This is a genomic window from Pseudomonas atagonensis, assembly GCF_011369485.1.
Taxonomy (GTDB): Bacteria; Pseudomonadota; Gammaproteobacteria; order Pseudomonadales; family Pseudomonadaceae; genus Aquipseudomonas; species Aquipseudomonas atagonensis.
Genome location: NZ_VXCA01000040.1, coordinates 61630 through 86573, shown reverse-complemented (window position 1 = coordinate 86573; position 24944 = coordinate 61630). Strand labels below are relative to the sequence as shown.

24 protein-coding genes are annotated in these 24944 nt (G+C 58.9%); 10 read left to right on the top strand and 14 right to left on the bottom strand.

Annotated features, from left to right (window positions below; all coding sequences use genetic code 11):
- Positions 1–13 precede the first annotated feature (13 nt).
- From F2P67_RS25215 to F2P67_RS25205, 3 genes are read right to left on the bottom strand one after another with little or no spacing between them, the layout of a single operon-like run.
- Complete coding sequence (locus tag F2P67_RS25215; protein WP_166225227.1) at positions 14–1096, bottom strand: glycosyltransferase; 1083 nt, start codon at positions 1094–1096, stop codon at positions 14–16.
- Positions 1097–1136: 40 nt separating this feature from the next.
- On the bottom strand, positions 1137–3365 hold the full coding sequence (locus tag F2P67_RS25210; protein ID WP_166225224.1) for a polysaccharide biosynthesis tyrosine autokinase: 2229 nt from the start codon (positions 3363–3365) through the stop codon (positions 1137–1139).
- 39 nt (positions 3366–3404) lie between these two features.
- Positions 3405–3845, bottom strand: coding sequence for a low molecular weight protein-tyrosine-phosphatase (locus F2P67_RS25205; protein ID WP_166225221.1), 441 nt, complete (start codon positions 3843–3845; stop codon positions 3405–3407).
- Positions 3846–4136: 291 nt separating this feature from the next.
- Between F2P67_RS25205 and F2P67_RS25200 the strand changes: the two genes are divergently transcribed.
- Together F2P67_RS25200 and tal are read left to right on the top strand one after the other, a co-directional pair.
- The gene (locus F2P67_RS25200) at positions 4137–5090 is read left to right on the top strand and encodes a cellulase family glycosylhydrolase (RefSeq protein WP_166225218.1); all 954 of its coding nucleotides are present in this window, start codon (positions 4137–4139) and stop codon (positions 5088–5090) included.
- 202 nt (positions 5091–5292) lie between these two features.
- Positions 5293–6219 (top strand): transaldolase, encoded by a 927-nt coding sequence (gene tal, locus F2P67_RS25195; protein ID WP_166225215.1) that lies wholly within the window; start codon positions 5293–5295, stop codon positions 6217–6219.
- A 72-nt stretch (positions 6220–6291) separates the two neighbouring features.
- Here the strand turns inward: tal and rssC are convergent, their stop codons facing one another.
- Positions 6292–6774: an anti-sigma factor antagonist RssC gene (rssC, locus tag F2P67_RS25190; protein ID WP_042560140.1), complete on the bottom strand. Its 483-nt coding sequence runs from the start codon at positions 6772–6774 to the stop codon at positions 6292–6294.
- The gene (rssB, locus tag F2P67_RS25185; RefSeq protein WP_166225269.1) at positions 6774–7955 is read right to left on the bottom strand and encodes a two-component system response regulator RssB; all 1182 of its coding nucleotides are present in this window, start codon (positions 7953–7955) and stop codon (positions 6774–6776) included. The genes rssC and rssB overlap by 1 nt, the downstream gene beginning before the upstream one ends.
- Before the next feature lie 275 nt (positions 7956–8230).
- Between rssB and F2P67_RS25180 the strand changes: the two genes are divergently transcribed.
- On the top strand, positions 8231–8530 hold the full coding sequence (locus F2P67_RS25180) for a PilZ domain-containing protein (RefSeq protein ID WP_166225212.1): 300 nt from the start codon (positions 8231–8233) through the stop codon (positions 8528–8530).
- Positions 8531–8583: 53 nt separating this feature from the next.
- On the opposite strand, the gene F2P67_RS25175 is transcribed toward F2P67_RS25180, so the two are convergent.
- On the bottom strand, positions 8584–9273 hold the full coding sequence (locus tag F2P67_RS25175) for an MlaA family lipoprotein (protein WP_166225209.1): 690 nt from the start codon (positions 9271–9273) through the stop codon (positions 8584–8586).
- Between the two features lie 197 nt (positions 9274–9470).
- On the opposite strand from F2P67_RS25175, the gene pcrP reads away from it, so the two are divergent.
- The gene (gene pcrP / locus F2P67_RS25170; protein ID WP_166225206.1) at positions 9471–10091 is read left to right on the top strand and encodes an HAD superfamily inactivated hydrolase PcrP; all 621 of its coding nucleotides are present in this window, start codon (positions 9471–9473) and stop codon (positions 10089–10091) included.
- 109 nt (positions 10092–10200) lie between these two features.
- Positions 10201–10464, top strand: coding sequence for a DUF4404 family protein (locus tag F2P67_RS25165; protein ID WP_166225203.1), 264 nt, complete (start codon positions 10201–10203; stop codon positions 10462–10464).
- Between the two features lie 173 nt (positions 10465–10637).
- Here F2P67_RS25165 and queF read toward each other — a convergent pair whose 3' ends face one another.
- The gene (gene queF, locus F2P67_RS25160) at positions 10638–11468 is read right to left on the bottom strand and encodes an NADPH-dependent 7-cyano-7-deazaguanine reductase QueF (protein WP_166225200.1); all 831 of its coding nucleotides are present in this window, start codon (positions 11466–11468) and stop codon (positions 10638–10640) included.
- 61 nt (positions 11469–11529) lie between these two features.
- Positions 11530–12063 carry a copper-resistant cuproprotein CopI gene (gene copI / locus F2P67_RS25155; protein ID WP_166225197.1) on the bottom strand — a complete coding sequence of 178 codons (534 nt, stop codon included), beginning with the start codon at positions 12061–12063 and terminating at the stop codon, positions 11530–11532.
- A gap of 159 nt (positions 12064–12222) precedes the next feature.
- On the opposite strand from copI, the gene F2P67_RS25150 reads away from it, so the two are divergent.
- Positions 12223–12903, top strand: a complete 681-nt coding sequence (locus F2P67_RS25150) for a heavy metal response regulator transcription factor (protein ID WP_166225194.1) — start codon at positions 12223–12225, stop codon at positions 12901–12903.
- Complete coding sequence (locus tag F2P67_RS25145) at positions 12903–14240, top strand: heavy metal sensor histidine kinase (protein ID WP_166225191.1); 1338 nt, start codon at positions 12903–12905, stop codon at positions 14238–14240. The genes F2P67_RS25150 and F2P67_RS25145 overlap by 1 nt, the downstream gene beginning before the upstream one ends.
- Positions 14241–14359: 119 nt before the next feature.
- Here F2P67_RS25145 and F2P67_RS25140 read toward each other — a convergent pair whose 3' ends face one another.
- The 3 genes from F2P67_RS25140 to F2P67_RS25130 all read right to left on the bottom strand — a co-directional run bounded on the left by F2P67_RS25140 (position 14360) and on the right by F2P67_RS25130 (position 17609).
- Complete coding sequence (locus tag F2P67_RS25140; protein ID WP_166225188.1) at positions 14360–15604, bottom strand: lipoprotein-releasing ABC transporter permease subunit; 1245 nt, start codon at positions 15602–15604, stop codon at positions 14360–14362.
- 63 nt (positions 15605–15667) lie between these two features.
- A complete protein-coding gene (gene lolD, locus F2P67_RS25135) occupies positions 15668–16366 on the bottom strand; it encodes a lipoprotein-releasing ABC transporter ATP-binding protein LolD (RefSeq protein ID WP_093099885.1) in 699 nt (232 codons plus the stop codon).
- Positions 16359–17609, bottom strand: a complete 1251-nt coding sequence (locus tag F2P67_RS25130) for a lipoprotein-releasing ABC transporter permease subunit (protein ID WP_166225182.1) — start codon at positions 17607–17609, stop codon at positions 16359–16361. Before F2P67_RS25130 ends, lolD begins: the two co-directional genes overlap by 8 nt.
- A gap of 94 nt (positions 17610–17703) precedes the next feature.
- On the opposite strand from F2P67_RS25130, the gene F2P67_RS25125 reads away from it, so the two are divergent.
- Entirely contained in the window at positions 17704–18285 is a 582-nt protein-coding gene (locus tag F2P67_RS25125; protein ID WP_166225179.1) for a PilZ domain-containing protein, read from the top strand.
- 13 nt (positions 18286–18298) lie between these two features.
- Complete coding sequence (locus tag F2P67_RS25120) at positions 18299–19021, top strand: glycerophosphodiester phosphodiesterase family protein (protein ID WP_166225176.1); 723 nt, start codon at positions 18299–18301, stop codon at positions 19019–19021.
- A gap of 42 nt (positions 19022–19063) precedes the next feature.
- Here F2P67_RS25120 and sthA read toward each other — a convergent pair whose 3' ends face one another.
- Together sthA and F2P67_RS25110 are read right to left on the bottom strand one after the other, a co-directional pair.
- Positions 19064–20458 (bottom strand): Si-specific NAD(P)(+) transhydrogenase, encoded by a 1395-nt coding sequence (gene sthA, locus F2P67_RS25115; protein ID WP_127929145.1) that lies wholly within the window; start codon positions 20456–20458, stop codon positions 19064–19066.
- 197 nt (positions 20459–20655) lie between these two features.
- Positions 20656–21642, bottom strand: a complete 987-nt coding sequence (locus F2P67_RS25110) for an FAD:protein FMN transferase (RefSeq protein ID WP_178120957.1) — start codon at positions 21640–21642, stop codon at positions 20656–20658.
- Positions 21643–21777: 135 nt separating this feature from the next.
- Here F2P67_RS25110 and tcuC point away from each other — a divergent pair, with 135 nt between their 5' ends.
- Entirely contained in the window at positions 21778–23079 is a 1302-nt protein-coding gene (tcuC, locus tag F2P67_RS25105; protein ID WP_166225170.1) for an MFS transporter, read from the top strand.
- 184 nt (positions 23080–23263) lie between these two features.
- On the opposite strand, the gene F2P67_RS25100 is transcribed toward tcuC, so the two are convergent.
- Complete coding sequence (locus F2P67_RS25100) at positions 23264–24727, bottom strand: glyceraldehyde-3-phosphate dehydrogenase (RefSeq protein WP_166225167.1); 1464 nt, start codon at positions 24725–24727, stop codon at positions 23264–23266.
- Positions 24728–24944: the final 217 nt, after the last annotated feature.

Below are 24944 nucleotides of genomic sequence, written 5' to 3'. Positions count from 1 at the left end.
GCTTGAGTTCTACTTAATAAGTGGGAGCGCGATACAAGTCGTAGGTCTGGCGAATCATCAACGCGGCGCTGAAACGCTCGCGGACAATGCTGCGGCCTTCGTTGCCGAGGTCGAGCAGGCGCGGCTTCTGGATTTTCCTCAACACATCGGCCAGCGCCTGATCGTCGCCGCTGGGAAAGACATAGCCGGACACTTCGTCAGTGACCAGTTCGGGCAGCGAGGTGCAGTTACTGGCGATCACCGGCAAACCCATCGCCATGCCTTCCAGCGGTACCATCGCAAAGCCTTCCCAGCGACTCGGAACAATCAGCGCATCGGCTTTCTGGTACAGCGCCTGCACTTCGGTTGGCGTGACCCACGGCAGGTATTCAACGGCGTCCATCGGCGGGCACTCGACCGCATCCTCGTTGACCGCACTGCCGACCACCGTCAGTTTCAAGTCGTTGCGCTGCACTTTGGCGAACGCCTTGAGCAGCACGTCGAAGCCTTTCTGGTAATCGAGACGGCCGACGAACAACAGATGAATCGGCTCGGCAGCGCTGTTTTTCGGCGCATCGTCCTTGCGATGGATGCCGTTGTAGATCAGCTTCATGCGCTTGCGCTCGATGCCGAATCGGGCGGCTTTGTCGAGCTCGTACTGGCTGACGCAAATGATCACGTCGGTGACTTTCTGCAAGACCCGCTCGATCCACGCATAGGCCTTCTGCTTGATCGGCGAGCTTTCCATCAGGAACGAAAAGGCATGCGGGCAGTAGACGATTTTCGGCTTGCGCCACGGCCGCAGCAGCACGCACACGCACCGACCGATCACCCCGGAAAAGGTGCTGTGCAAATGCACCACATCGGGTTTTTCCTTGAGCATGACCTGAGTCAGTCGCCAGGCAAAACGCAGCAGCGACGGCACATTGCGCCCGGTTCGGGCGAAAGTGCGGATCTGCTGCGCCGCGATACCGTGCAGTTCCTTTTCCTGATCCTGCGGTACCAGATAGACCAGCTCGTAGTCCGCCGCATCGCCTTCGGGCGACGCGGAAATCGTGCGGATCACCGTCGCCACGCCACCTTTGATCGTCTCTGCCACGTGCAGTATTTTTTTCACAACTCACCCACTTCAAACAGAAAAGAACTCGCCCCGGGACTCAGGATTTGTCGGACGCGTATTCGTAGTTGTAATAGCCGTAGCCGCCATTGCCGTAGTAGCTGGCCGCGCGCTTCTCGACGCCGTTGAACACCGCGCCCTTGAGCTCGATGCCGTTCTGCGCAAAGCGGCGAATGGTCAGTTCGATCTCTTTGGCCGGGTTCACGCCGAAGCGCGTGACGATCAGGCTGATGCCCGCCTCACGGCCGACAATCGCCGCATCGGTCACCGCCAGCAGCGGCGGCGTGTCGATGATCACCAGGTCGTAACGCTCGCTGAGCTGCGCGAGCAATTCACGGAAGTTGGCGTGCATCAGCAGCTCGGATGGATTGGGCGGCACCTGACCGCGACTGATGAAATGCAGGTTGTCGATTTCGACTTGATTGATCGCTTGATCGAGGGTGCAGCGCTTGACCAGCAAGTCCGACAGACCGTTACTGATTGGCGTGTTGAGGGTTTTGTGCAGGTGGCCCTTGCGCATGTCGGCGTCGATCAGTACCACGCGCTGACCGCTCTGCGCCATGACGGCAGCGAGGTTGGAGGACACGAAGGTCTTGCCCACCTGGGGACTCGGCCCGGAAATCATGATGCGATTGTTGGTCGAATCGAGCCCGGCAAAGTGCAGGCAAGTGCGCAGACTGCGGATCGACTCGATCGACAGGTCAGTCGGATTGCGCACCGCCAGCAGGTACGCCGGTTTGTCCACGCCATCGCGGGCGCGGCCCTTTTTGCTGTCCTCTTCCTGCTGCAATGCGCTGTAAGGAATCGACGCGTACACCGGCAGGCCGAGCTGCTCGATGGCTTCCGGCCCTTCCAGACCGCGACTCAGGGATTTACGCAGCAACACCAGGGCCACGCCGACAAACGCACCGAGGAACGTTGCAATCAACACGATCAGGGCTTTTTTCGGTTTGACCGGACTGGTCAGGTCGACGTCCGCCGTGTCGATCAAACGCACGTTGCCGACGGCGCCGGCGCGGACGATGTCGAGTTCCTGGGACTTGTTGAGCAATTGCGTGTAGATCTGCGACGCCACTTCAACGTCGCGGGTCAGGTTGAGCAGTTCCTGCTGAGTAGCTGGCAGGTCCTGGACTTTGCCTTCCAGCGATTTCTGCTGCTGAGTCAATTCTCCGATCTGCGACATCAACGCGCGATAGGCCGGATGCTGTTTGGTGAACTTGCGATCAAGTTCCGCCTGCTGCATTTTCAACTCGGAAATCCGCGTTTCGAGGGCCACCGACTGGCCGAGCACCGATTGGGTTTCGAGGGAAATATTCACGGTCTTGCCGCGGATCTGATAGGCGTTGAGCGCATCGCTGGCCTTGGCCAGATCACGTTTGACCTGCGGCAACTGGCTTTGCAGGAACGCCAGGCTCTGCGCGGCTTCGGCCGAGGTGCGGCGCACGTTCTGTTCAACGTACAACGCCGCAATCTTGTTGAGAATCTTCACCGCTTCAGCGGCGTCGCTACTGGCCAGCGCCAGACGAATGATCCCCGACTCCTTGCCTTGCTCAGAGATGTCCAGCGCGTCCTGATACCCCTGAATGGTCACGATCCGCGGGTTGCGCACCACTTCGAAACGGGTACCCGGGTTCGCCGACAACTGCGCGATCAAGCCTTCGACGCCGTCCTGAGCAAACGCTTCACCGGCGACACCTTCGACCAGCAGGTTGTCGTTGTCATCGAACAACTGGAAGCGTTGCTGATCGCCGGCGATCAGGGTGAGTTTTTTACCCAGCAGTTCTTTCGGCAAATTGAGCCGCGCAATGTCCAGTCGCTCGCCGCCCCAGGCGTAGCTGCTCAGGCCGAAACGCGGCGAAGCGACGCTGAGTTCGGTTTCGCCGCGATAACGCCGGGCGAGAAAACCGCCGATCAGCGGAAACGTGTTGGGGGTGACATCGATGTCCAGGTGCAGGTCATCGACGGTTTTGCCGATCACCGCGCGGGACTTGATGATGCCGATTTCGGTCACCGACGGCGATTGGCCGCCGAGCATGCTGTTGAGGTCGGAGAAACCGAGCATGTCGTTTTTCTTCGGCTCGACCTGCACCAGTGCGTTCGCCAGGTACACCGGCGTGGCCAAAACCGCATAGGCAACGCCGGCGGCCATGAAGGCACCGGTGAGCGCGCCGATCAACCATTTCTGGTCGATCAGGCTGCCGAATATGCCGAGTAGATCAATACTGTCTTGATCGTTGTCACGGGTATTGATGACGGACGGTAACTGCATAAGTCTGTTCTTACCATTCACTGATCTGAAGAATATTCATCAACGTGCGAGACGTTGCGCCCATGCGCTGACAGCATCTTCAATCAATGCATGGGCATGAATAAAAGCGGCCTTGCCTTGACGATACGGATCTTGTATTTCGCGCTCGCTCTGCCATTTGCCGAGCAAAAACACTTTGCCCCGCGCATGAGCAGCAATCTTCAATACTTGATTAACGTGTTGTTTTTCCATGACCAGAATCAGGTCTGATTCATTGACGATATCGGAGGTCAGTTGCCGTGCCTTGAACGCCTCGGCGCAGTGCCCGCGCTCTTCGATGATTTGCCGGGCCGAGGCTTCCATGGCTTCGCCCACCCGTGCCGACAGGCCTGCGGAGGAGACGGTGATGGTTGAAGGCGCCAGCGCGTTACGCAGCAAAAGCTCTGCTGTCGGACTTCGGCATATATTGCCCACGCAAACGACAAGAATCTTTTTGAACAAGGTTTTACTTTCCCGTGTAATGTCAAACGGCCAACATGCCAGAGAGTTTTAATGAACCCTCGGGTTCTTCCTGCACTCGGAAATAGATTCACCCGTTAGTAACGGAGCATTAAGTACCACAGCGTTTAAAAGTCCCCCAACCACAATTAGCGGACTAAAAATAACTGTGATTTTCGGGTAATTGTTTCCTGACAAAAAATAACATTCGCGCACTAAGTGCCATCATCTCTATCGAAACAGAAGTAATGAGATAAATATTCGTAGTTGTCACTTCTCTTCGGGAGAGCAGACATGAAACCAACACATCTCAAACGACTTGGCGCCGTGGCGCTGATGGTGCTGGCTGAGACTCAGGTGCATGCCAGCGAACTGTTCCCTAACCTTCCAGCCAGGAACATCGGCGTTCAGGTGAAGATCCAGAACTTCACGGCGGCCGACGCCGCGCAGATCAAATCGGCAGGTTTCGGCTTTGTCCGCTTCGGTGTGTGGAGCGAGAGCCTGCCGGCCAAGGCTTATCAGCAACAAGTCAGCGACGCTTTTGCGGCGGCCGGCTCCGCAGGGCTGGAGGTGCTGTTGACGGTGCGCGCGATCAAGCCGTTGCCCGCGACATCAAACGCCGAACTGGCCAGTGCCGGTGAAGGCTTCGCCAAAGCGGTGAGCGGGCTGGAACAGTCCTATGGATCGCAACTGATCGCGATTGAATTGTGGAACGAGCCGGATCTGGAAACCTATTGGCCGACGGGCAAGTTCGACAGCACCTTTGTGCCGTTCATGAGCGCTGTGTGCAAGACGCTGCAAGCTCAACCGCCATCGACGCCAGTGATCGGTTACGGCTTCGCCCGGCCACCCAGCGCGGGTTCAGCCGCGACCGTGGCGCTCAATCGTATCGTCAGCGAACACCCGAAATGCCTGAGCGCCGTGTCCTATCACCCTTATGGCATGACGGCCACGCAGATCAGCAACGCGCAAAACTTCATCCAGCAGAACTTCCATCTGCCGGGGGTCATCAGTGAGTGGGGAATCTCGGCGCTCGCTTCCAATGGCGGGCCTGAAGGACAAGCGAGCAAGATAAACGCGTTTATCGGCGATGTTAAAAAGCTCAACATCCCGCTGACCTCTATCTATGAATGGAAGAACAGCGATACCGGCAGCAATGAACGCGAGAAGAACTTCGGCCTGCTGACGTCCGACGGGCAACCAAAACCGGCACGCCTGTCGGTCGAAGCCCTGTTGAACGCCCAATAGTGCGTGCACAACTGACCTGTACGCAGGTCAGTTGCGTTGAACCTGTGAGCCGTTTTGGCATCGTATTGATCGATACCGCGCCCCTCCTTTCAAACAATCGTTTTCAGGTTGTTGCCACGGGGGCCGTCGATACACATACACACCCTTGAGTGGCTGTCAGCGCTCGGGTAATGTCATCAGACCCATAGGACAGAGCACGCCCATGACTTCCAAGCTGGAACAACTCAAACAGTTCACCACCGTGGTTGCCGACACCGGCGACTTCGAAGCGATCGCCCGGGTTAAACCGGTCGACGCCACCACCAACCCTTCGCTGCTGCTCAAAGCCGCGGCCATTCCCGCCTATGCCGAATTGCTGAACGCGTGCGTCAGCGACTGCAAGGGCGATGTCGGCCTGGCCAGCGACCGTTTCGGCGTCGCGGTAGGCCAGGAAATTCTCAAAGTGATCCCGGGCCGTATTTCCACTGAAGTGGACGCGCGTCTGTCGTTCGACAAAGATGCGGTGCTCAAGCGCGCCCATCGCCTGATCGAGCTGTACGACAAGGCCGGCATTGGCCGCGACCGCGTACTGATCAAGATCGCTTCGACCTGGGAAGGCATCCGCGCCGCCGAAGTGCTGGAAAAGGAAGGCATCCAGACCAACCTGACCCTGCTGTTCTCCTTCGCCCAGGCTGCCGCATGCGCCGATGCCGGTGTGTTCCTGATTTCGCCGTTCGTGGGTCGCATCTACGACTGGTACAAGAAGGCCAACGGCAACGACTACACCGGCGCCGACGATCCGGGCGTACAGTCCGTAACGCGCATCTACAACTACTACAAGGCCAATGACTACAAGACCGTGGTCATGGGTGCAAGCTTCCGCAACCTCAACCAGATCGAGCAACTGGCTGGCTGCGATCGCCTGACCATCAGTCCGGACCTGATCGACAAACTGGCCGCCGACACCGGCAAACTGGAGCGCAAACTGGCGCCAGGCCATGCCGGTGAAGCACGCCTGAGCCTCAACGAAGCGCAATTCCGCTGGTTGTCCAACGAAGACGCGATGGCCACCGAGAAACTGGCTGAAGGCATTCGTCAGTTTGCCCGCGACCAGGAAAAACTCGAGGCATTGCTGCAAGCCAAGCTGTGATGGCCTGACGGCAAACGCAAAAAGGGCGAACCTTCACAGGTTCGCCCTTTTTTGTGCCTGATGGCGGGTGGATCAATGCCTTTCGAGGGCATTCACCAGATCATGGAAGGCTTCACGATTGGAGTCGTTCAGGCCCATGAGGATTTTGTGCGCTTCCAGCACCTTGATCCGCACCACTTCTTCCGACTGATCCTGATCCGGCAGGTCGTCCAGGCACTCCGGGCATGGCACCGGATGGTTGACGATATTGAACACCTGCTCGAAGCCCATCGATTGCAGCAGTCGGGTGATGTCATCGTGGGTGGTGACGACGGTCGGCAGCAGGCCGACCTTCTGCCGCGACAGGATCGACAACTTGGCCAGAAGGCCGAGTGTGGTGCTGTCGATGCTGCGGGTTTCGGTCAAATCGATCACGATCGCGTTGAAATTCAGCGCGGTGAAGATTTTCTCAATAGTCGCATCCAACGCCGAACACAGGGTCAGGCGAACTTCACCGACGAACTTCAGGACGAAGGTGCCATCCTGCTCGGCGAACTGGATTCTACCGGTACTCATTAAAGATTCCTGCTCAACACCAACAGGGCGATATCATCCGGCATCTCCCCTAGCGTGGCCAATCCAAACACTTGCCGCAGACCATCCAGGCTGCCGCCCGCTGACTTCACCCGCTGGGGCAAAGCAGCTTCTTTTTCTTTGAGCGTCGGTTCTGGCAAAAGATCCAGAATGCCATCGGACATCAGCGTCAGGCTGAATGTCGGCGGCAGCTCAAGCACGTGATCTTCGTAGGTGGCTTCATTAAAAAGCCCCACCGGCAGACCACGGCCTTCGAGATATCGAACACTGTCAGGCGTGTACAACACAGGCAACGGCAGATGGCCGCCGATGCTATAGGTCAACAAACCGGTCTCCTCGTCGATGACTCCACCGACCATTGTGACGTGTTTACCCAGCTTACAACTGATCAGCCCCCGGTTGATATGACCTAACACTTCCGAAGGCTTGAATTCCGGCAATGTGCCGTTGCGCTTGGACTCGAACAGCAAGCGCGTGGTCATGAACTTCAACAGTACGGTGACGAAGGCTGAAGAGGCGCCATGACCGGAAACATCCGCCAGATAGAACGCAACCCGGCGCTCGTCGACACGGAAATAGTCGACAAAATCACCCGACAGGTACAACGACGGGATGATCTGGTGCTCGAAACGAAACGCGTCAATGCTCCACGGGCTTTCCGGCAGCATGTTCATCTGCACCTGGCGACCGGCGTTCTGGTCTTCCTGGAGCAGGTTCAGGCTGGCTTCCAGCTCACGGTTGGCCTTTTCCAGCTTCTCGCGGTAGCGCTGGTTCTCCAGCAGCAGCCGCGCACGATCCAGGGCCCGGCGCACGGAATGCTCGAGCACCGCCAGATCTTCGAGAGGCTTGATCAGGTAATCCGCCGCGCCCAGGCGCAAGGCCTCGACCGCGTCGTTCATCACGCCGGCACCCGAGACCACGATCACCGGTGTCTGCGGTGAGCGCTCGGTGACCTGGCGGATGAGCTCGAGACCGCCCATCTGCGGCATGCGCAGATCGCAGATGACCAAGTCGGGCTTGTCTTGCTCGAATACCTGAAGACCCTGTTGGCCGTTGCTGGCCTGCAGGACGCTGAAACCACTGTCTTCCAAATAGGCCGCGAGGCTCGCGCGCACTACCTCGTCATCATCGATTATCAGCAGCGTGGCACTGGTTTTTGGCATGTGGGCAAACGGCGCCAGAATTAGGTTGGCGTAGTTGGCGGGGCATTCGGCCCTGCACTGACTACTGGATTCGCTTTCTAGCCTCTCTGCTGCACCGCTTTCGAGCGTTAGCTCCGTACACGGTTGCACCAGAGGTGCCCTTCTAAGGCGCAGACGGTACTCCCATCCTTCGAGCGTTTCAAGCATGCGCCGATGGTCGCTTGACGACTTTACTTGTCAAATCACCGAGAGTTATAAGAACAGCTCAAACCGTAACCCAATGGAAGGACGCAACCATGAGTCAAACCGGTCGGGACTACAGCGAAAAGCGCGATTTCATCCGCATGCGGGTCGATGCCGATGTCGTGTTGATTCATGAAGGTGATGAGGTTTCAGCGGTGTGTATCGACCTCTCCAGCAGTGGCATGCAGGTCGAAGCGCCGCGCCAGTTCAAGGTTGGCGACTGTTTGAGCGTACGCATCGATTCCGACCATGCAGCCCTCAGTGGCCTGGAAGCCGAGACCGAAGTGGTCTGGGTCAGGGCTCAGGACGGCGACAGCCAGAAGCTCGGCCTGACCATTTTGAAGATGAAATAGCTACTCACAAAAAAGGCGACCCCGAGGTCGCCTTTCTGTTTTACCGGTCGAGATTAAAAATCGTCTTCGACCTGGCCGTCTTTCACCTTGAACTCGCGGTTCTGCAGGTAAGCGTTGCGGATGAAGGTGTACTTGTCGCCGCTGATCAGCTTCTCGCTCGACAGCAGGCTGGCGCGGGTGTCGACGATGTTCAAGCCGAAAATCGAGTTACGCACCGGCACGTCGTTGATGTAGCGGTAAGGGCCGGTGTAGCTGTCGACGTATTTCGACGGCGCATCACGCAGCGTGCTTGGGCCAAGCAACGGCAGCATCACGTACGGGCCACTGCTGACGCCCCAGTAGCCGAGGGTCTGGCCGAAATCTTCGTCGCTGCGGGTCAGGCCCATTTTGGTGCCGACGTCGAAGAAGCCGAGCAGGCCGAACGTAGTGTTGAAGATCAGGCGCGCCGTGTCGACACCGGCAGCCGCCGGTTTGCCCTGCAGAACGTTGTTCGCAAGGTTGGTGACATCACCGACGTTACGGAACATATTGTGAATGCCGTCTTCGAGGAACTGCGGAGTCACGAACTCATAACCCTGCGCCAGCGGCTTCAGTGCGTAGGTATCGACGAAATCGTTGAACTGGAAAATCGGCCGGTTGACGCTTTCCCAAGGGTCTTCTTCCGTTGCGGCCTGAGTGACGAACGGAGCCAGCAAGAGGCCGGCACATACACTTAGCTGAGCGAGCGGATTGCTCCAGCGCATAGAAAAACTCCTTGGATTTGTACTGGCGCGGGCATCAGGGCCTGGGCGGTAAGAGCGCTAGTATAAGCGCAAAAGGCCGTTTGGGCAGTCCGGGAATGAAGTGACCTGTAGGACTATTCCCGCGCGGCCCTTCACATAGCTGTCATCCAACTGTCACCGGCAAGCCCTAGCCTTGTGATTATTTCAGGGACGTTGCCATGTCACACGCCGAAACCTTGCCCCTCGCCGCCCCCGGTCTGACTGCAGTGTTGTTCGGCCTCAGTGGCTGCCTGGTGGATTTCGGCGCCCGCGCCCGCCAACAGAGCACCGCCCTGCCCGAGCATGCCGACGCGACACCGGGTGCGCTCGACAGCCTGCTCAGTCTGCAGCGCCAGCAAATCCCTTGCGCATGGATTGATGAGTTGCCACCTGCCCTTGCACTGCCGCTGTCGGCGACTTTGCCGACCTGGATCAAACCTGTGCAATATTCGGCAACAACTAATCCGTGGCCCGCTCCCAACGCATGCTGGCAGGCGCTGATGGACTTGAACGTCGGCAGCCTGGACGGTTGCGTACTGGTCAGCGGCGAGCCACGACTGCTGCAATCCGGCTTGAATGCCGGGTTGTGGACAATCGGACTGGCGTCCTGCGGTTCGCTCTGTGGCTTGCCACCGAGCGAGTGGCAGGCCCTGAGCCAGAAAGAACGCGAGCAACTGCGCGGCAAAGCCACGATGAAGTTATTCGGCCTCGGCGTGCACTCTGTGATCGACCATCTGGGCGAGCTCGACACCTGCCTGGCGGACATCAGCCTGCGCCGCCTCAAAGGCGAAAAGCCCTGACCGGGATCATGCAGGTTGGGCAAGAGTGGATTAATCTAAAGGTCAGCCATAGACCTTTGGCGCGCGGCTGCGGTCAATGCCAGTGCCTATCGATAAAAGGAAAACCATCATGCCCGCCCAAGAACTGCAAAAACAGCTCGATACCCTGCGCGAGCAGCTGGAGCAGAATCCGCCGCTGTCGGAAGCCGAACGTGAAGATCTGCATGAGTTGATGGCGCAGATTGAATCGGAAATCAAACTGGAGAGCGCGACTCAAGACGCCAGCATTGCCGATGGCGTGAATCTGGCAGTGGATCGCTTCGAACTTGAACACCCGGCCATTGCCGGCACCCTGCGCAACATCGTCAATGCGCTGGGCAGCATGGGGATCTGAATCCCGCACAGACAAAAAAGCCCTGCCATCACTGGCAGGGCTTTTTCATTTGCGCGGCTTGACATGCGGTCAATGTGGGAGCGGGCTTGCTCGCGAATGCAATGGATCAGACGACATCTTCATCGACTGAAACGACGCCTTCGCGAGCAAGCCCGCTCCCACAGTTCAGATCTTTATTGACGCACCAGCCGGTGGTTCGGTAGTTGAACGCTTTCGGTACTGCGATATGGGTTGATGTCCAGCCCGCCACGACGCACATACCGCGCAAACACCGTCAGTTTCTCTGGTTTCAGCAAGCGTTGCAGGTCGAGGAAGATCCGTTCCACGCACTGCTCGTGAAAGTCCGAATGCTGGCGGAAGCTGACGATGTATTCCAGCAAACTCGCGTGATCCAGCGCCGAACCACGATACTCCACCACGACACTGCCCCAGTCCGGCTGACTGGTCACCGGGCAGTTGGATTTGAGCAGATGACTGTGCACGCTCTCTTCGACGATGCGCGAATCATCGCAACGCAGCAGTTCCGGGCGCGGATGCTCGTAGTTGCTGACGCTGATGTCCAGATCATCGATGCACACACCCGGCAACGCCACAACACCTTCCGCCTCAACATCCTTCAGGCTGCGTACCCGCACACCCACCGGTTTACCCGCAGCGGCTGACAGATCCTTGACCAGCGTCGCCTCCAGACTGGCGATATCGGCAAACGGTGTCTGGTTCAGCGAGTTCAGGTACAGCTTGAACGACTTCGACTCGATGATGTTCGGCGAATCCGCCGGGATGCTGAACTCACCGATCGCCACGACCGGTTTGCCCGACGGCAACAGCCACGACAACTCGAAGCAGTTCCAGAAATCCACACCTTTATACGGCAGGGTTTCGGCGGTCAGGCCCAGCTCGGCCCATTTCGCGGTGCGCGGAATCGGGAATAGCAGGGACGGCGTGTACGTGGCGATGTATTCGCTGGATTTGCCCAGCGGCGAATGTTCGGCTGCGGGATGCATGGCGGAAACCTGACTGAAGAATCAGCGGATTCTACCAGCCTTTGCCCGCGCCTTTGAGTGCTTACTGACTGACAGTCAGTTTGCCGACCATACCGGCCTGATAATGCCCGGGAATATTGCAGGCAAACTCCAGACTGGTGGCCTTGCTGAAGGTCCAGGTCAGCTCGGCGGTTTTGCCCGGCTCGACCAGCACACTGTTGGGATCGTCATGCTTCATGCCATGGCCCATCGCAGCGTGATCCATGCCCGCCATGTCGTGGGACATTTCTTTCATGCCGGTAGGCGTGAGCATGCCGCTTTGCTGCATCTGCAACATTTCCTGCTGATGTGCGGCGTGCATTGCTGCGTCGCCGAGGTTGAATTCGTGCAGCAACTGGCCTTTATTCACCAGTACAAAGCGAACGGTCTCACCCGCTTTGACATCAATCGCCTTCGGATCGAACGACATGTCGTTCAATACCACCTCAACGCTACGTGTAGCCTTCGCGGCAGGCGCCGCCTGGCCAAAATCGTAAGTGTGCGCAGGTGCGGCCCAGACCGGCGAGCTCAGCGCCAGCAAACATGCCGCGACGGCCAAAGGATTGCGCAAAAACATAGTCGTACTCCAACAAGATAAGGTTCAGCCTGTGGGAAACTTTAGCCGGCCTGCGCTGGCATCAACCTGACAGGCAGATTACAACTTTGTCAGGTTGGCCTGCATAACCACCGCCCACGGTATAACGCCCTTGTTCTGTCTACTTGAGCTCCGCGCCTCATGAAACTGCTGATCGTCGAAGACCAACCGAAAACCGGCCACTACCTGCGTCAGGGCCTGACCGAGGCCGGCTTCAACACTGAGCTGGTGGCCGACGGCACCACCGGCCAGCAACTGGCCTTGAGCGGTGACTATGCGTTGTTGATCCTCGACGTGATGCTGCCCGGGCGCAATGGCTGGCAGATTCTGCAAGCGGTGCGCAGTGCAGGGCTGGAAACGCCGATCCTGTTTCTGACCGCCAAGGACACCGTAGAAGACCGGGTTCACGGCCTCGAACTCGGTGCCGACGATTATCTGGTCAAGCCTTTCGCTTTCTCCGAACTGCTCGCCCGAGTGCGCAGCCTGCTGCGTCGCGGCAGCGCCACACCGCAGGAAACCTGTCTGCAACTGGCCGACCTGCGTCTGGATCTGATTCGTCGCCGCGTCGAACGCAGTGGCCAGCGCATCGACCTCACGGCAAAAGAGTTCGCGCTACTGGAAATGCTCCTGCGCCGCCAGGGCGAAGTACTGCCCAAATCCCTGATCGCCTCCCAGGTCTGGGACATGAACTTCGACAGCGACACTAACGTGATCGAAGTGGCGATCCGCCGCCTGCGCCTCAAAATCGACGACGAGTTTCCCGACAAATTGATCCACACCGTACGCGGCATGGGTTACGTGCTTGAAGAGCGCTCCGTCTGATGCGCCGTCTGTCACTCGGCAGTCGGCTGGCATTGCTGTTTGCGGCGTGTACCGCGACGGTTTCGCTGGTGGCCGGCGTGGTGTTCAATCGCGCCAGTGAGGCACACTTCATTGAACTCGATCAGCAATTGCTCGAAAGCAAGTTGGGCAATGTCCGTCAGACCCTGCTAGGGGATGGCGACGATGCGCATATCACCGCTGAATTGAGCCAACAGGGCGATGTCACCCTACGCATCAGCGGCCCCGAGGGGCAGCGCTGGTTCGGCCGATCCTTGCAAAAGCCGGCGAACCTGCCGCAACAGCCCGGCCTGGCCACCATCAACGACAACGGCACGGACTATCGCCTGCTCAATGCCCCGCTCCAGCCGGAAAAACCTGATTCTGCGCAATTGACCTTGCTGCTGGACATCACTCATCACCAGCACTTCCTGCAACGCATGCAGCATCTGATCTGGCTGACTGTCGGTCTTTCAGCGCTGGCGACCGCGCTATTGGGCGCCTGGGCGGCACGCAGCGGTTTGCGCCCGTTGCGACGGATGAGCGCAGTCGCTCGCGGGATTTCAGCGCAATCGCTCAATGCCCGACTGCCTGAAGCGCAGATGCCTGCGGAACTTACGGAACTGGCCCACAGCTTCAACGCCATGCTCGGACGCCTGGACGACTCTTTTCAGCGTCTCTCGGCTTTTTCTGCTGACATCGCCCATGAACTGCGCACCCCGCTGTCGAACCTGCTGACCCATACGCAGGTGACTCTCACCCGCCCTCGCCCCCTTGAGGATTATCGCGAAGCCCTGCACAGCAACCTTGAGGAGCTGCAATGGATGGCACAACTGGTCAACGACATGCTTTATCTGGCCAAGGCTGACCATGGATTGCTGGTGCCCAAGCGTGCACCACTGGATCTGGCGGAAGAAGCCGATGCGTTGCTGGAGTTTTTTGCGCCACTGGCTGAGGACGCTCAGGTCAGCCTGAGCCGTGACGGTGCGGGACAGTTTTCGGGTGATCGTGCGATGTTGCGCCGAGCGCTATCGAATCTGCTGGATAACGCGTTGCGCTTCACGCCGGCGGCCGGCGAAGTACGGGTGCGGGTTGCCGATCAGGCGAAATCCTTGAGGGTGATCGTGGAGAACAGTGGCGAAGGGATTTCTGCTGAGTTGTTACCGCGTTTGTTCGACCGCTTTTACCGGGCGGACCCGGCGCGTCAGGAAGGCAGCAGTGAGCATGCGGGATTGGGGCTGGCGATTACGCAGTCCATCGTCCGGGCCCATGGCGGGCAGATTCATTGCGAATCAGCAGCTGGATGGACGCGGTTTGTGATTGAGTTGCCTCGAAGCTGATCGTTCCCACGCTCTGCGTGGGAACGCAGCCCGGGGCGCTCTGCGCCCCTTAAGAGCCGAACGCGGAGCGTCCGTTGATGCATTCCCACGCGGAGCGTAGGAACGAGCATCGCGGGAACTTACGAATATCTCAGCGCATGAGCCGGCTCGATCTTCGCCGCCCGCCACGCCGGATACACCGTCGCCAGGAAGCTCAGGATAAACCCGGCCGAACAGATCAACAGCACGTCCCCGCCCTGCAGTTCCGACGGCAGATTGCTGACGAAATACACGTCCGAACTGAAGATGTGTTGCCCGGTCACGCGTTCGACCCAGCCGACCATTTCACTGACGTTCAACGCCGCGATCACGCCCAGCACACCGCCAATCAGCGTACCGACAATGCCGATCACCGTGCCCTGCACCATGAAGATCGCCATGATCTGCCGTGGCGTGGCGCCGATGGTGCGCAGGATCGCAATGTCCGCGCCCTTGTCGTTCACCACCATGATCAGCGTCGCAATGATGTTGAACGCCGCCACCGCGACAATCATCAGCAACAGCAGGCCGATCATGGTTTTTTCCATTTTCATCGCGCTGAACAGACTGCCCTGGGTGTGGGTCCAGTCGTCAGCCTTGAAGTCGGCACCGAGGCCGGCGGCGATGTCCGAGGAGACTTTGGGCGCGGCATACAGATCTTTCACCGCCAGACGCACGCTCTGTACCTGATTTGGCTCCCAGTGCTGCATGGTGGCGGCATCGGCGACATGGATGAGGCCCATCGAACCATCCAGTTCAGCGCCCACCTTGAAAATACCGACCACGTTCAAGCGCTGCATCCGCGGGGTGATGCCACCCGGTGCGGTGCTGACTTCCGGCACGATCAGGGTGATCTTGTCGCCGACATTCAGACGAAAACGGCGCGCGGTGATTTCACCGAGCACCACGCCGAACTCGCCGGGCTTCAAGTCGTCGAGGCGACCCTGGACGATGTGCTGGGCAACAATCGAGACCTTGCCTTCTTGGGCCGGATCGACGCCGCTGATCTGGATCGGCTGCATCAAGCCCTTATAGGACAGCATGCCTTCCATCTCGGTGAACGGCACGGCGGCGGTCACTTCGGGATTTTTCAGCGCGGCGGCGGCGACGGGCTGCCAGTCATCAATCGGCTTCACGCCGACGATGGTCGCGTGGGGCACCATGCCGAGAATGCGCGAGCTCATTTCACGCTGGAAGCCGTTCATTACCGACAACACCACGATCATCGCCAGCACGCCGAGGGCGAGGCCGATCATCGAGGTCATCGAAATGAACGAAACAAAGCGATTGCGGCGCTTGGCGCGGGTATAGCGCGTGCCGATAAAGATCGATAACGGTCTGAACATTCGCTGGGGCACCGTATAAAAATAAAAGACCCGATGCCTTTTCAGGCATCGGGTTTCAAGCCGTCAGATGGGCGTCAGGCAACCTTCCTGCAACTGCAGGACGCGGTCCATCTGACGAGCCAGGTTCATGTCGTGAGTCACCACCAGAAACGCCGTGCGCATCGAAGTGCTCAGCTCAAGCATCAGATCCTGAATGCCTTCGGCGGTGTGCAGATCAAGGTTGCCGGTCGGCTCGTCGAGCATCACCAGCCCCGGATTGTTCACCAGCGCACGGGCAATCGCCACACGCTGGCGCTCACCACCGGACAGCTCCGAAGGTTTGTGCTCCAGACGATGACCGAGGCCGACCCGCTCCAGCAGCGCCGTGGCACGCTGACGCGCCTCGGGGATGGCGGTCTTGCCGATCAGCAGCGGCATGCAGACGTTTTCCAGTGCGGTGAATTCCGGCAGCAAGTGGTGGAACTGGTACACGAACCCAAGGGCACGGTTACGTAGCAGGCCACGTTTCTTCTCGCTCAACGCCGAGAGTTCTTCGCCATCGAGCCAGACACTGCCCTGGGTCGGCGTATCGAGGCCACCCAGCAGGTTGAGCAAGGTACTTTTGCCCGAACCGGACTTGCCGACAATCGCCACCCGCTCGCCCGGGTGCAACTCCAGTTGCAGACCGGCCAGCACTTGCACCGACTCCGGGCCCTCCTCGTAGGATTTGCCCAGGTTACGGCAGCTCAAGATTGCTTGTTCACTCATGCCCGACTCACTCATAACGTAGCGCCTCCGCCGGCTGGGTGCGCGCGGCACGCCAGGCTGGATACAGGGTGGCGAGGAAACTCAGGACCAACGCAGCGGCGCAGACCATGACAACGTCCTGGCTCTGCACCTGCGACGGCAGGTAATCAATGAAATACACGTCGGCATTCAGGAATTTGTGGCCGATGATGCCTTCGAGGGCCGCAATCGCCGCGCTGACGTTGAGCGCCGCGAAAATCCCGACCACCGCACCAATGGCGGTGCCGACCACGCCGATCACGGTGCCCTGCACCATGAACGTACGCATGATCGTGCCCGGCGTCGCGCCCAATGTGCGCAGAATGGCGATGTCGCCCTTCTTGTCATTCACCACCATCACCAGCGTGGAAATGATGTTGAACGCCGCCACCGCAACAATAAGCAGCAACAACAGGCCGATCATGGCTTTTTCCATGCGGATCGCCTGATACAGGTTGCCGTGGGTACGGGTCCAGTCGCGGGCGTAGTAATGGTCTTCGCCGAGCTGCTGGGCGATGTTCCACGCCACACGGGGCGCCTGGAACAGGTCGTCAAACTTCAGGCGGATACCCTGCACCTGATCAGGCTTCCAGCGATGCATTTTCGCCAGGTCCTGCAGGTTGGTGACGCCCAGATACCCGTCGAGTTCACCGGCGCCGACATGGAAAATGCCGACCACGGTGAAGCGCTTCATGCGCGGGAACATCCCGGCCGGGGTCACGCTGACCTCCGGCGCGACGAAGGTGACTTTGTCGCCGATGCCCACGCCGAGCTTGGTCGCGGCCTTGTCGCCGATGACGATGCCGAAGCTGCCTGGCGTCAAATCGTCGAGTTTGCCCTGTTTCATGAAGTTGTCGATGATCGAGACGTTGCGCTCCAACGCCGGGTCGATGGCGTTGAGCAACACCTTGGACACCTGACCGTTATTGGTCAGCAGCCCCTGCATCTGGGTGAACGGCGCGACGGCTGTCACCTGCGGGTTCTGTTTGACCTTGTTGGCCAGGCTTTGCCAATCGTTGATCGGATCGCCCGATTCAATGGTTGCGTGGGGCACCATGCCCAGCACGCGGGTGCGCATCTCATGATCGAAGCCGTTCATCACTGACAACACCACGATCATCACGACCACGCCAAGGGCGAGCCCGATCATCGAAGTCAGGGAAATGAATGACACAAAATGATTGCGACGCTTTGCACGGGTATAACGCGTGCCGATAAATACGAAGAGAGGTCTGAACATGTCGGGGCTTGTTCGGAGGGAAAAGGAACGTCCTTGTGGCGGGGGTCGATAACCAGCTTTACACTCAGACCACCGCCGCTACCATGGGTTCGCCATGTCGACATTAGATGAAGAAGATCGCCGCGAATACTACCGTATCGAGGACACGATCGCACTGGAAATTCGGCCCCTGTCTGCTCCCGAAGCCGCAGGCCAGGAAGTGTTGCAGGATGCTTCCCCACTCTTCAACCTGCTCAGTGAACTGCACCTGAGCGAATTCGAGTCGCAGCACCTGTTGCGCCAGATCAGCGAACGCGATCGGGCCATCGCTGCGTTCCTGAAATCCCAGAACAAGCGCATCGACCTGCTCAGTCAGGTGGTCGCCCTGACCGTGCTCGGCCATATCGGCGAGCCGCAACCGGTGATCATTTCCGAGGGCGGGATCGACTTTCAATACCCGACGCCGATTGCCGCCGGCGCACACCTGTCAGTCAAACTGGTGCTGATGCCCCAAGCCCTCGGCCTGTTGCTGCGTGCCCGGGTCACTCATTGCGACCGCAAGGGCGACGGCTACGACATCGGCACCGAGTTCGAACACCTGACCGATGCCCAACGGCAATTGCTCGCCCGCTACATCTTGCAAAAGCAGGCCCAGGAACGACGTCTGGCCCGCGAACAGAATGAATCTGGCATTTAAATAAGGAAGCACCGTGACCCTCATCTACGGCCACCGCGGCGCCAAGGGCGAAGCACCGGAAAACACCCTGACCAGTTTTCAGGAATGTCTCAAGCACGGCGTACGCCGCTGTGAACTGGACCTGCACCTGTCCAGGGACGGCGAGCTGATGGTCATTCACGACCCGACCCTCAAGCGCACCACCGAACGCCGTGGCAAAGTCGTCGAGCACACCGCCGCCGAACTGGTGACCTATGACGCGCGCAAGGGCGGCCCGGGCTGGATCAAGCCATGCCCGATCCCCACGCTGGAAGAGTTGTTCGAAAAGTGTGATTTCGAGCATTGGCAGCTGGAAGTAAAAAGCGCCTCACGCACTCGCGCCGCCACCACCGTGCTGGCAATTCGTGAAATGGCGCAGCGCCATGGCCTGCTCGACAAGGTGACGATCACCTCGAGCTCACGGGAAGTCTTGAAAGCGGCGCTGGATCTGGTGCCGGATGTGTCTCGCGGACTTGTCGCCGAGTACGCCTGGCTCGACCCGTTGAAGGTCGCGGCAAGCTATGGCTGTGAAATTCTTGCGCTGAACTGGACGCTGTGTACGCCGGAACGCCTGCAGAAGGCGCAGCGTCAGGGGCTGCATGTCTCGGTGTGGACCGTCAACGAGCCTGCGCTGATGCGCAGACTCGCCGACTTCGGCGTTGACAGCCTGATTACAGACTTTCCCGGTTTGGCCACTGCCACTCTCGAGAATTGCTGAAATCGGTCTCCCCGGCCGGCTCAGGCCACCGGCCGGAGCCCGTCAAAAAAGCCGGTTGAGGCCGTCGTACGCCGCTACCCGATAGGCTTCAGCCATGGTCGGGTAGTTGAACGTCGTGTTGACGAAGTACTTCAGGGTGTTCAGTTCGCCCGGCTGGTTCATGATCGCCTGACCGATGTGGACGATCTCCGACGCCTGATAACCGAAGCAGTGAACGCCCAGCACTTCCAGGGTTTCACGGTGGAACAGAATCTTCAGCATGCCTTGCGGCTCGCCGGCGATCTGCGCACGCGCCATGCTCTTGAAGAACGCCTTGCCCACTTCGTACGGCACTTTGGCCTGGGTCAGTTCCTGCTCGTTCTTGCCGATCGAGCTGATCTCCGGAATGGTGTAAATGCCGGTCGGCACGTCATTCACAAAGCGCCAGCTACCGTTATCAACAATGCTGCCAGCCGCCGAGCGACCCTGGTCGTGGGCGGCACTGGCCAGGCTCGGCCAGCCAATCACGTCGCCAGCGCCGTAGATGTTCGGCACGCAGGTGCGATACGCCTCGTCCACTTCGATCTGGCCACGGCTGTTGACCTTGACGCCGATGTTTTCCAGACCCAGTTGATCGGTGTTGCCAGTACGGCCGTTGCACCAGAGCAAGGCGTCAGCCTTGATCTTCTTGCCGGACTTGAGGTGCAGGATCACGCCGTTGTCGACGCCTTCCACACGATCGTAGTCTTCGTTGTGGCGCACGGTGATGTTGTTGTTGCTGAAGTGGTAGCTCAACGCCTGGGAAATTTCCGAGTCGAGGAAGCTCAGCAACTGACCGCGGTTATCGACCAGTTCAACCAGCACGCCCAGACCACTGAAGATCGAAGCGTATTCGCAACCGATCACGCCGGCGCCGTAAACGATCAGTTTGCGCGGGGTGTGATTGAGGCTGAGGATGGTGTCGCTATCGTAGATACGCGGGTGGTGGAAATCGATGTCCGCCGGACGATACGGGCGCGAGCCGGTGGCGATGATGATGTGCTTGGCCACCAGTTTTTCGACCACGCCATTGGCGCAGACCACTTCGATGGTTTGCTCGTCGGCGAAGCTGCCGGTGCCGAAGAACACATCGACGCGGTTACGGGCGTAGTAGCCGGTGCGCGAGGCGACTTGTTTGGAAATGACTTTCTCGGCGCTTTTCAACACGTCCGGGAAGGAGAACCAGCGTGGCTCGCCGATCGCCCGGAACATCGGGTTGGTGTTGAACTGCATGATCTGCCGCACCGAGTGACGCAGTGCCTTGGACGGGATGGTGCCGAGGTGGGTGCAGTTGCCGCCGACCTGGCGACGGCTGTCGACCATCGCGACCTTGCGCCCTGCTTTGGCGGCGTTCATTGCCGCGCCTTCTCCCGCCGGGCCGGAACCCAGCACCACCACGTCGTAGTTGTAGACAGCCATGCGTACTCCTCAGAACAGGCCGCGGTGCCAGCAGCACCGGCGGCTAAATCACGCCGAACGGCGGCGCGAAGGAACAATTGGGGGCCAGTAATGAACCCGGACACAGTCTATAGAAGCGTCAACGCCGCGCACATTAACCCTTGGTCGCGTCGTAGGCTACTTTTGCCTGCACTACAACGCCAGCTTTCGTACTGTTCTCAGTCAATTTTTGCGCCACTGAGCCGTTCGAACGCATGACTGGTGCGAATGACGAAACCTGTATCGGCACGAATCACAAAGAATGCAGCAATGTTGTGTTTCTCGACATAGTCCCAAGCCTTTTCTGGCCCGAGAATAAGCAACAGCGTCGATAGTCCATCTGCCATCAACGCTGAAGGATTAATCACCGTGACTGACGCCAGGTCATGTAGGACAGGTGCGCCACTACGCGCATCGAAGGTGTGGGAATAGCGCCGGCCGCCCTGCAGGAAATAGTTGCGGTAGTCGCCGGACGTCGACACGCCGTAGCCGTCGACTTTAATGACGCGCTCGGCGACTTGCCGGTCATCGCGAGGCTCTTCCAGCGCAATGCGCCAGGCTGAGCCATCGAGCTTCTTGCCCTTGGCTTTCAGCTCACCCGTGACCTCGGCCAGGTAATCATGGATACCCAATGCTTCAAGCCGCGCGGCAATCGTATCGACTGCATACCCGGCGGCAATGCTGTTGAAGTCGACTTCGACGGCGGCGTCCTTGCACAACTGATCGCCTTCGATGCGCAGATGCTGATGACCGACACGCCGCATCACCTCGGCCAGTGCAGCAGGATCAGGGATTTTTTCCTCACGACCTTGCGGGCCGAAGCCCCAGAGATTCATCAGCGGTTCGACGGTCAGGTCGTAGGAGCCTTCGCTTTGTACTGACAGCTCTTCGCCAACACGGACCAACTCGAACACAGATGCGGGCATTTTCTGACAGCTATCGGCCGGCAAGTCGTTGAAGCGCTCGATGTCCGAATCACTGCGATAGGTGGACATCTGCCGATCGATTTCACCGAGGATCCCTTCCACTTCGCTGCGAACTTGCGCGGCGTCGGCAAGGCCTGCGTGACGCACGTACTTTATCGAATACGTGCTGCCCATCGTCGGCCCGCCAAAGCTTTCCATGGAATCGCCACTGCCGCAGCCGGCCAATACGCCAGCCAACATCACAAGTCCAAACCAGCGTCCAGTGAACAATTATTCATCTCCCTGCAAAACCACGGCGGCCATTATGGATTAAAGAGCCCGCTTGCTCCCAACGGATGCTACGCGTTAATAAAATCCAATAATGAGTAACAGAACATGTCCACCACCACGGGCAAAGGCAAAGCGATCTTTCGCGTTGTCAGCGGCAACTTCCTCGAAATGTTCGACTTCATGGTCTACGGCTTTTACGCCACGGCCATCGCCAAGACTTTCTTCCCGACCGACAGCGCCTTCGCTTCCCTGATGCTCTCACTGGCGACCTTTGGCGCCGGGTTCCTGATGCGCCCGCTGGGGGCTATTTTTCTCGGTGCCTACATTGACCGGCATGGTCGTCGTCAGGGCCTGATTATCACGTTGGCCCTGATGGCTGCCGGCACCGTGCTGATCGCCTGCGTTCCGGGATATGCCACGCTCGGCGTCGCCGCACCACTGATCGTGCTGTTCGGCCGATTGCTGCAAGGATTCTCGGCCGGGGTCGAACTGGGCGGCGTGTCGGTGTATCTGGCAGAAATCGCCACACCCGGGCGCAAAGGCTTCTTCGTCAGCTGGCAGTCTGCGAGCCAGCAAGCTGCGGTGGTCTTCGCCGGCCTGCTCGGCGTTGGCCTCAACCATTGGCTGAGCCCGGAACAGATGGGTGATTGGGGCTGGCGCGTGCCATTCCTGATCGGCTGCATGATCGTTCCAGTGATTTTCGTCATCCGCCGCTCGCTGGAAGAAACCCCGGAATTCCAGGCACGCAAGCATCGCCCTACCCTGCGGGAAATTGTCCGCTCGATCGGTCAGAACTTTGGCATCGTCATCGCCGGCATGGCGCTAGTGGTGATGACCACGGTGTCCTTCTATCTGATCACCGCGTACACCCCGACCTTCGGCAAGGCGGAACTGCACCTTTCGGACTTCGATGCGTTGCTGGTGACGGTGTGTATTGGCCTGTCGAACTTCTTCTGGCTGCCGGTGATGGGCTCGGTATCCGACAAGATCGGTCGCAAACCCCTACTGCTGGCGGCGACGATTCTCGCGATTCTGACGGCGTATCCGGCACTGTCGTGGCTGGTGGCGAATCCGAGCTTCAGCCATCTGCTGATCGTCGAACTGTGGCTATCGTTCCTGTACGGCTCGTACAACGGCGCGATGGTGGTGGCGCTGACCGAAATCATGCCAGTGGAGGTGCGTACGACCGGCTTCTCGCTGGCCTACAGCCTGGCGACGGCGACCTTCGGCGGCTTTACGCCGGCGGCATGTACGTATCTGATTCATGTGCTGGACAACAAAGCTGCGCCGGGGATCTGGCTCAGTGGCGCGGCGGTGCTGGGCTTGATCGCGACGCTGGTGCTGTTCCGTGGCAATAAACATGAGCTGCGCACGGCGCAAGCAGCAGTGCCCGGCGGCGCCCGCTAGGGCGTCTTCGGGAGCAAGCCCCCCTCCCACAGGGTTTTGTGTCGAACAGAAAATCTGTGAACACTCTGGGAACTGTGGGAGGGGCTTGCTCCCGAAGAGGCCAGTAAAGGCAACAAAGACTTACCAGCCACACAAACAAAAACGCCCCGACCAAAGTCGGGGCGTTTTCATGTGCTGCTAACGCTTAGCGCGGGAACGCTGGCGGATTCACATCAGCCATGTCTTCCATTACGCGGATCACCTGGCAGCTGTAACCGAACTCGTTGTCGTACCAGACGTACAGTACAACGCGGTTGTCCTGAACGATGGTCGCTTCAGCGTCGACCACACCGGCGTGACGCGAGCCAACGAAGTCAGTCGAAACCACTTCCTGCGAATTGACGAAGTCGATTTGCTTGTGCAGATCGGAGTGCAGCGCCATGTAGCGCAGGTACTCGTTCATCTCTTCACGGGTAGCGGCTTTCTCAAGGTTGAGGTTGAGAATGGCCATCGACACGTTCGGCGTCGGAACACGGATCGCGTTACCGGTCAGCTTGCCGGCCAGCTCAGGCAGGGCCTTGGCAGCAGCGGTGGCAGCACCGGTCTCGGTGATCACCATGTTCAGCGCAGCGCTACGGCCACGGCGATCACCCTTGTGGAAGTTGTCGATCAGGTTCTGGTCGTTGGTGTACGAGTGAACGGTTTCGACGTGACCGTTGATGATGCCGAACTTGTCATTCACCGCTTTCAGCACCGGCACGATGGCGTTGGTGGTGCAGGAAGCAGCGGACACGATCTTGTCGTCAGCGGTGATTTCGTTGTGGTTGATACCGTGAACGATGTTCTTCAGCTTGCCCTTGCCAGGCGCGGTCAGAACAACGCGGTCGATACCCGGGCACTGCAAGTGCTGGCCCAGGCCATCGGCATCACGCCATACACCGGTGTTGTCCACCAGCAGCGCATCTTTGATGCCGTACTGGGTGTAATCCACTTCGGTAGGGTTCTTCGCGTAGATAACCTGGATCAGGTTGCCGTTGGCGGTGATGGTGTTGTTTTCTTCGTCGATGGTGATGGTACCGTTGAACGAACCGTGTACCGAATCGCGACGCAGCAGGCTGGCGCGTTTGGTCAGGTCGTTTTCGGCGCCTTTACGCACGACGATGGCACGCAGACGCAGGCCGTCGCCGCCACCTGTTTTTTCGATCAGGATGCGCGCCAGCAGACGGCCGATACGACCGAAGCCGTACAGCACAACGTCAGTGCCTTTGCGGGCCGAAGCGTTCTGCTGGCCAACCACGTCAGCCATTTCTTCACGAACGAACTGCTCGGCGGTGCGGCCGTTGCCTTCGTTGCGGAATTTGAACGCCAACTTGCCCAGATCCACCGACGCCGCGCCGAGCTTGAGCTCGCTCATGGCTTTGAGCAGTGGGAATGTTTCGTGGACGGAGAGTTCGCTATCGTCGGAAGAACGATGGCGAGCAAAGCGATGAGCTTTGAGAATCGCGATGACAGACTGGTTGATCAGGCTGCGGCCATAGATCGAACTCACCACGTTGTTATTGCGGTAGAGCTGACCGATAAGCGGAATCATCGCTTCTGCGAGTGCTTCACGGTCGATCCATTCACCAAGACACTGGTCGGGCTTCTGAGTCACGGGAACCTTCCACATGTAGGGGCAGAAAAAAGGGGCTACATTATGCCGCCGAGAACATCTCGTAGCAATGCGCGCTTGTCGCGCAAACGGTAACAAAATTCCGTTCAAAAAAATAACGCCCTCCGCCAGCCCAGTAAAATCGCGGCTTCCAGCGCAGTCAGTTTTTCGACGACTGTTAGACGATGTCTGTAACCCTCCGTAACACTCTTACATTTCGGCACTACATAATCGT